Origin of the sequence: Vibrio mexicanus (assembly GCF_001012815.1) — a bacterium.
Taxonomy (GTDB): Bacteria; Pseudomonadota; Gammaproteobacteria; order Enterobacterales; family Vibrionaceae; genus Vibrio; species Vibrio mexicanus.
The window spans coordinates 1-5,536 of the sequence record NZ_JYJP01000019.1 but is presented as its reverse complement, the minus strand read 5'-3'; the positions used below and the strand labels follow the sequence as shown (position 1 = coordinate 5,536).

Annotated in this window: 8 protein-coding genes and 1 pseudogene; 2 read left to right on the top strand and 7 right to left on the bottom strand. The window is 40.9% G+C overall.

Features of this window, described 5'->3' with window-relative positions; genetic code table 11:
* Positions 1-85 precede the first annotated feature (85 nt).
* Positions 86-537, top strand: a pseudogene (parS, locus tag UA76_RS22870) (type II RES/Xre toxin-antitoxin system antitoxin).
* Complete coding sequence (locus tag UA76_RS03700; protein ID WP_047043184.1) at positions 537-1,007, top strand: RES family NAD+ phosphorylase; 471 nt, start codon at positions 537-539, stop codon at positions 1,005-1,007. The pseudogene parS and the gene UA76_RS03700 overlap by 1 nt, the downstream one beginning before the upstream one ends.
* Before the next feature lie 163 nt (positions 1,008-1,170).
* On the opposite strand, the gene UA76_RS03695 is transcribed toward UA76_RS03700, so the two are convergent.
* From UA76_RS03695 to UA76_RS03665, 7 genes are all read right to left on the bottom strand, one after another.
* Complete coding sequence (locus tag UA76_RS03695) at positions 1,171-1,593, bottom strand: GNAT family N-acetyltransferase (protein WP_047043182.1); 423 nt, start codon at positions 1,591-1,593, stop codon at positions 1,171-1,173.
* A 143-nt stretch (positions 1,594-1,736) separates the two neighbouring features.
* Entirely contained in the window at positions 1,737-2,093 is a 357-nt protein-coding gene (locus UA76_RS03690) for a DUF6404 family protein (protein WP_047043180.1), read from the bottom strand.
* Between the two features lie 224 nt (positions 2,094-2,317).
* Entirely contained in the window at positions 2,318-2,695 is a 378-nt protein-coding gene (locus UA76_RS03685) for a hypothetical protein (protein WP_047043176.1), read from the bottom strand.
* A 118-nt stretch (positions 2,696-2,813) separates the two neighbouring features.
* Entirely contained in the window at positions 2,814-3,275 is a 462-nt protein-coding gene (locus UA76_RS25565; RefSeq protein WP_047043173.1) for a DUF4234 domain-containing protein, read from the bottom strand.
* Positions 3,276-3,429: 154 nt separating this feature from the next.
* The gene (locus UA76_RS03675; RefSeq protein WP_202906907.1) at positions 3,430-3,906 is read right to left on the bottom strand and encodes a cytidine deaminase family protein; all 477 of its coding nucleotides are present in this window, start codon (positions 3,904-3,906) and stop codon (positions 3,430-3,432) included.
* A gap of 14 nt (positions 3,907-3,920) precedes the next feature.
* Positions 3,921-4,196, bottom strand: coding sequence for a hypothetical protein (locus UA76_RS03670; protein ID WP_047043170.1), 276 nt, complete (start codon positions 4,194-4,196; stop codon positions 3,921-3,923).
* Positions 4,197-4,979: 783 nt separating this feature from the next.
* Positions 4,980-5,536, bottom strand: a 557-nt coding sequence (locus tag UA76_RS03665) for a hypothetical protein (RefSeq protein WP_238322165.1), incomplete at its 5' end; no start/stop codon positions are given.

Here is a 5,536-nt window from a genome sequence, read left to right as displayed (position 1 = left end):
GGGCTCAGTTTAAACTGCCATTGCATTACCAGACCATTTGAGCCAATATAATAGGGTCATATGAACTCAAATCTGGAGAATTGCTATGGCTACTGTTGAACTAAAAAGTTTTAAGCCGAAACGAGGCAACAAAACAAGTTTCTGGTATAGCCTTGGGATTGAAGATGCAAAAACTGCACGAACAGATGCCGTGCACCAAGGTTTAAACCAAAGGTATACCGCAATATTATAGAAAGGACAAAGCTATCTCAAAGTGAATTTCACAATGTTACGCATATCCCCGTAAGTACAATCAAGCGCCGACTTAAGAATGGGGAACGCTTTAATACACAAGAAAGCGATGCCATTTATAGATTAGCGATGCTCATTAAGTTAGCTACCGAGTTATTTAATGATGAGAAAAGAGCTCTAGAGTGGATGCGTGAAAATGTCTATGGCTTAGGCGGGAAAAGGCCATTGGATATGGTATCGACTACTGTAGACTTTGAAATTGTGAAAGATCTTATCGGCAGGGTTGAACACGGAGTTTTCTCGTAATGAAGCTTTACCGTCTAACACAGAAAAAATTTGCGGATACACCTTTCAGCCCCGCAGGAGCAAAACTTTATGGAGGCAGGTGGAACTCCAAAGGCACAGAAGCTTTGTATTTCGCTGAATCAGAGTCTTTATGCTCGTTGGAAGTATTTGTTCATGTGAATAATGACCCAAACATAGTTGACCAATACGATCTGTATCGCATTGAAGTACCAGACGAGCTTATTGTAAAACTGGATGAGGAAGATTTACCTGAAACATGGAGAAGCATTCCGGCAGGTGAAGAAACACAGGAAATTGGTGATGAGTTTCTTAATGCGGTTGAGCCCCAGTATGCCGCCCTACAAGTACCATCAACTATCTCCCCCAGAGACAATAACTATGTTGTAAATCCGAATCATCCGGCAATGGAGGCTAGCTTTAAGAATCATGAAAAGCTAGAGTTTGGATTTGATCCTCGAATTTTCAAATAGGTTTCTAGGCTCATAGAAACACTCCTTAGGTTGATATGAGCCCTAACGCCGCATTAAGTGGTGAGCAACGCCTACCACCCAAACTAAACCATTGTACCTTAAACACTAAACCCAACTTAGAATGCAGAGCGCCAAGCGTTGGGAATCCGTCTTAAATGCCTTGTTATGTTTGTGGTTCTTGCACCCACGAAACAGACATTTTGAAGTACGCTACATTTGATTTGTGAAACTCTTCACCTTCAACACACAACCCAAACTTCTGATAGAAAGACAATGCTGAAGTTTGTGCGTCACACCAGAAATAACTAACATTTTCACGCTTCAAATCACGCACCAGACTCTCGATAACCTTAGTGCCGATTCCTTGCCCTTGGTATTCAGGCAGAGTAGCAAATTTTCTGAGCCTAGCTTCATGACCATTATTATAAACAGATGCTACACATACCAGTTTCCCGCCAGCATACGCGCCATAGTGAGTAGCAGAGTCATCCCCTTCGACTTCGCAGAATGAAGGCGATTTATTAGGCCATAAAACAAGATGCCTAATGGGTAAAACCTCTGCTGTGGTAACCTTTCGTAAATCCATATTTCCTCAAAAACATAACGCCTTGTTAACGGGCGACAACGCAAAGCCACCCAACTTAAATTTTTTGCCCTAAACACCGAAGCTGATTTGAACGAAAGTGGCCAAGCGTTAGGAGTCCCTGTTGAACAACTTGTTATGGCGCTTTACTTATAGTGTTGCTGACACCAAGTTTCCCAGTTTTTTTCACCCAAAAGCTTTCGAGCCTTAATGGTGCGAAATACGTTGATTAGTCCCATACAAACACCAAATAGAGATCCTGAGACAAGATATGTTACCCAATTATTTGGCTCTGAATGCCAAAAAAATACCCACATCAACACTCCCCATAATAGCCCCATAAATAAGCCATGTGTTATGAGTATTTTTACAGGAGATTGAAAGACTAGAGGCTTTTGGGAAGGGTCTTTATATCTAGACCAAATAAACGCTGTTGGCTTAGTTAAATCTGCTGGGACACCCTTCTCAATTAGGTGTTTTTGAATGAATTCTGTCTTTTCCATCTTCGCCTCACTATGCGTTCACTAGTTTGAATTCTAAGGCTTTATCAAAATTTATCGAGAATGATGATTGAAGTGCTGCGACTGACTTCAAAGCCTGACTGCGCCATAACGCCGCGTTAAGTGGTGAGCAACGCTACCACCTTACCTAAACCATTGTGCCGTAATCACTAAAGCCGAATCAAACCAAAAATGCCAAGCGTTGTGAATCCGTCTTAAACGCCTTGTTATGCGACTGGTGGTGGTTGCTTTGAATTCGCCATTCGAACGATCTGACGGACGGGTTGTAAATGAATTTCTGAAATAACTGCAGATACAAAACCTGTTAGAACTACAGGAATGCCAACCGAAAAACTAAACCACATCGCACCACTTAATTCGGGCTGTCCCCACTGACTGAAAATAGACGATAGGATTGAAGAAAGTGCCAGCGTTAGGGCGATAAGCTGAATCCAAGTATGAGTCACCACTACAAAAGTATTTGAATAGACACTTTTACGAATTACAGCCTTACCTGTTAACCCACCCATTTTTACTCGAATACTTGAATTACTGCCAGATACCTCATACCCCTGAGCTACTAATTCATCAATTATTTCTTCCACTCGAAACTCCTTTTTCCTGAGTCGCATAACGCCTTGTTAACGGGCAAAAAACTAGTGTGCCACACTTTGTAGCGAAGCGGAAAATGGCACGCGTTTTTTGTCCCTGTTGAACAACTTGTTATGTATTCTCGACACTGTCACGACTCGGGCCTCTACAGATGAGTTCTATTTTATGGTTGAAATATAGGTAATTGAAGATAACTGTCCAAGCTAGGCTAAACCAATTTTCGTCCCCTTTTTTTAGCAATAACGTGGAATTTAGTATGTCTCGAACTTTCAACGCCCAAACTAGTACTGCAACCCATGTGATTAAGGATACTAGTGAACTAGCAGCATGAAAAAGCTCTGAACCACTATAGAAGACTGTAGAAATTGAAAATAATGCATTTACATAAATGAGCGTGACAATCGTTAAGCATAAATGAAGATTGATAGGATGCTTGATATCGTCGAGCTGATTTAGTTTTTCTGATAATAGCTTGATGTACTGACCACCATATATACCTAAGGTTAAGATATTGAAGATTATCAGTTTGAATAGACTAACTATATTGAGTGTTTCAACCTTGTCTATGTTCATTTTCTTCCTCTATTAGTGCGAATGATACTCAGATACATAACGCCAAGCTAACTGGCTAACAAACATAACCGCTTAACTTGAAATTGCCACAGTAATCACTGCTGCTAATCAGACCAAAAGTGCCTAGCGTTTGTTAGTCCAGTTGAGCGCCTTGTTATGTGTTACCCCACCAATAAGGCATTAATTCTTTTAGCTTGAGAGTGGAGCCATTATCATTAACCAGTATTTCGAGTTCAGCATTTTCAGGATGTAGCTGCATAAGTAATTCTTGGCAAGCACCACAGGGAAAAATGAACTCATTACCTTTGATACAGACAAGTTTGGTTATTTTAAACTCTTGTTCAGTTACCATGGTTCCAATCGCATTTCGTTCTGCACAAATTCCCAATGAGCAAGAAGTATCAATGCAAACACCGCTAAATAATTGACCAGATGCAGTTTCAATTGCTGCTGACACCTGACCGCAACTAACTTTACCGCTAAACTCCTGAACTCTTAATTTTGCTCGTGCAAGCTCGATTAGTTCACGGAACATTTTATAACCCTCTTCGTACACATAACGCCAAGCTAACGTGCCCAAAACCTTGGCATATACTTTTGCGAAGCAAAAATGCCACGCGTTTTGGGTCACTGTTGAGCGCCTTGTTAGCTAGTAGGTTGATTGCTAGCGTCTATGCCTCTTGATGTAGCATCGACATGAATAGCTTTTCCTGCTCTCAACATGTCTAGCGCTATATCACTATTAGCCATTTTTGTTAAATGAAAGCCTAACAATGCACCAGCTTCAAACACTTGAGCAAACCGATCAAATAGGCTATCCATTTCCTCTGCGGTTAAAGCGTTTTTGTTGATTTTCATGATTGTTTCGTTGTCTGCGATGAGCAAATAGTTGTTGTCATCATGATTAAGTTTAAAATCCATATTAGAAAACCTTTATAATTCAATGTTGCTTGACCTGCTAGCTAACGCCTTGCTAAGGGGCAGCCAACGCTTGCCCCGAAACTTACCTACTGCACCGTAAACACCGATGCTGAATTTAAAACCAAACTCACCCAGCGTTGGTTGTCCCACTTGAGCAAATTGTTATGAAGCCTAACTCAAGCTCCAAAGCCAAAAATGAACTCTAAAACATAAACTTAAATGCAAAGGTCATCTAAGAATAGCGCTAAACGACAATATTTACCCTAACTCAAGTTTCGTATTGATTCTACGAGCCGGTGCACAATATGAACCATCAGATTTAAAGCACAGTAGAGGCGATTGGCTAGGGAAATTGCAGAAAATTATGAATGAACGTTTATCGATATAATCGCCTGACAGTGCAACCAAATTGAATATAAAACCTGACACGGAATTGAAGGTTGAACGCTCGTGCCGCAGCACATAGCCAACAGCTAATTGCCGGAAATACAGCTTGAACAACGCCCTATGGTTAGTCGGCATATTGGCGTGACCACCAAAATTCATGCGGCGAATTTGCTAATACAGAACAGATTTTGGAGGTATAAACGAAGCAAGAAAACTGCGCTTCTGCGACAGATTAAAACCAGCAACCATTTGATTTTTAAAGCTTCATAACGCCCTGTTAAGGTGTGAGCAACGCAATACCGATGCTTCCGCATACCACCTTAAGCACTAAACACAACGCATAGTAAAAATGCTAAGCGTTGCGAATCACTCTTAAACAGATTGTTAAATTGCGGCTTAAATGCTGCTGATTTGGTTCACTAAATTCGACGCCACTGTAATATAAGCCTTTGCATCACTCTCTTTTAGGTTTGTAACATCAGAGTGTACTAACTGATTTCGTAGCTGCCGAAGCTCGTTAAATGATTTAAGTTGTTGTTCATTAAGCACTCCACATTGATGAAGATAGCTACCCAACTGAAAATTGTTTTTGAATGGCGTTGTATTTGATGTACTCCAGAATGAAGCTGCCTTAGATGCAGACGCACTTTCTAGTTCCATCCAAGCTTCAAGGACAGCCGCACGCGTTGAAAAAGACAGGATACTCATTGCAGGTGTATCTACTTCCTCTTTCTCAGTGATATTCGCTTCAGATTTCAAGGCTTGTACCTGTTCTGAAAACTCCATTTCAAGCTCTTTATATTTCAGCTTTCGCATGAACGGAACTAAGGCCAATAAAGGTTTTCTGAGCAAAATCAAGCCGCCTGCAATCGTAGCGGGCCAAGCCAGCGCTTTAGTCATTTCAACAATAAATGTGTATTTATCCATTTTTATTCCACGAAACTCGAATGCAA

Coding starts and splice junctions, on each gene's coding strand:
- UA76_RS03670 (WP_047043170.1), bottom strand. CDS start 4,196: ATGGATTTTAAACTTAATCATGATGACAACAACTATTTGCTCATCGCA.
- UA76_RS25565 (WP_047043173.1), bottom strand. CDS start 3,275: ATGAACATAGACAAGGTTGAAACACTCAATATAGTTAGTCTATTCAAA.
- UA76_RS03695 (WP_047043182.1), bottom strand. CDS start 1,593: ATGGATTTACGAAAGGTTACCACAGCAGAGGTTTTACCCATTAGGCAT.
- UA76_RS03700 (WP_047043184.1), top strand. CDS start 537: ATGAAGCTTTACCGTCTAACACAGAAAAAATTTGCGGATACACCTTTC.
- UA76_RS03690 (WP_047043180.1), bottom strand. CDS start 2,093: ATGGAAAAGACAGAATTCATTCAAAAACACCTAATTGAGAAGGGTGTC.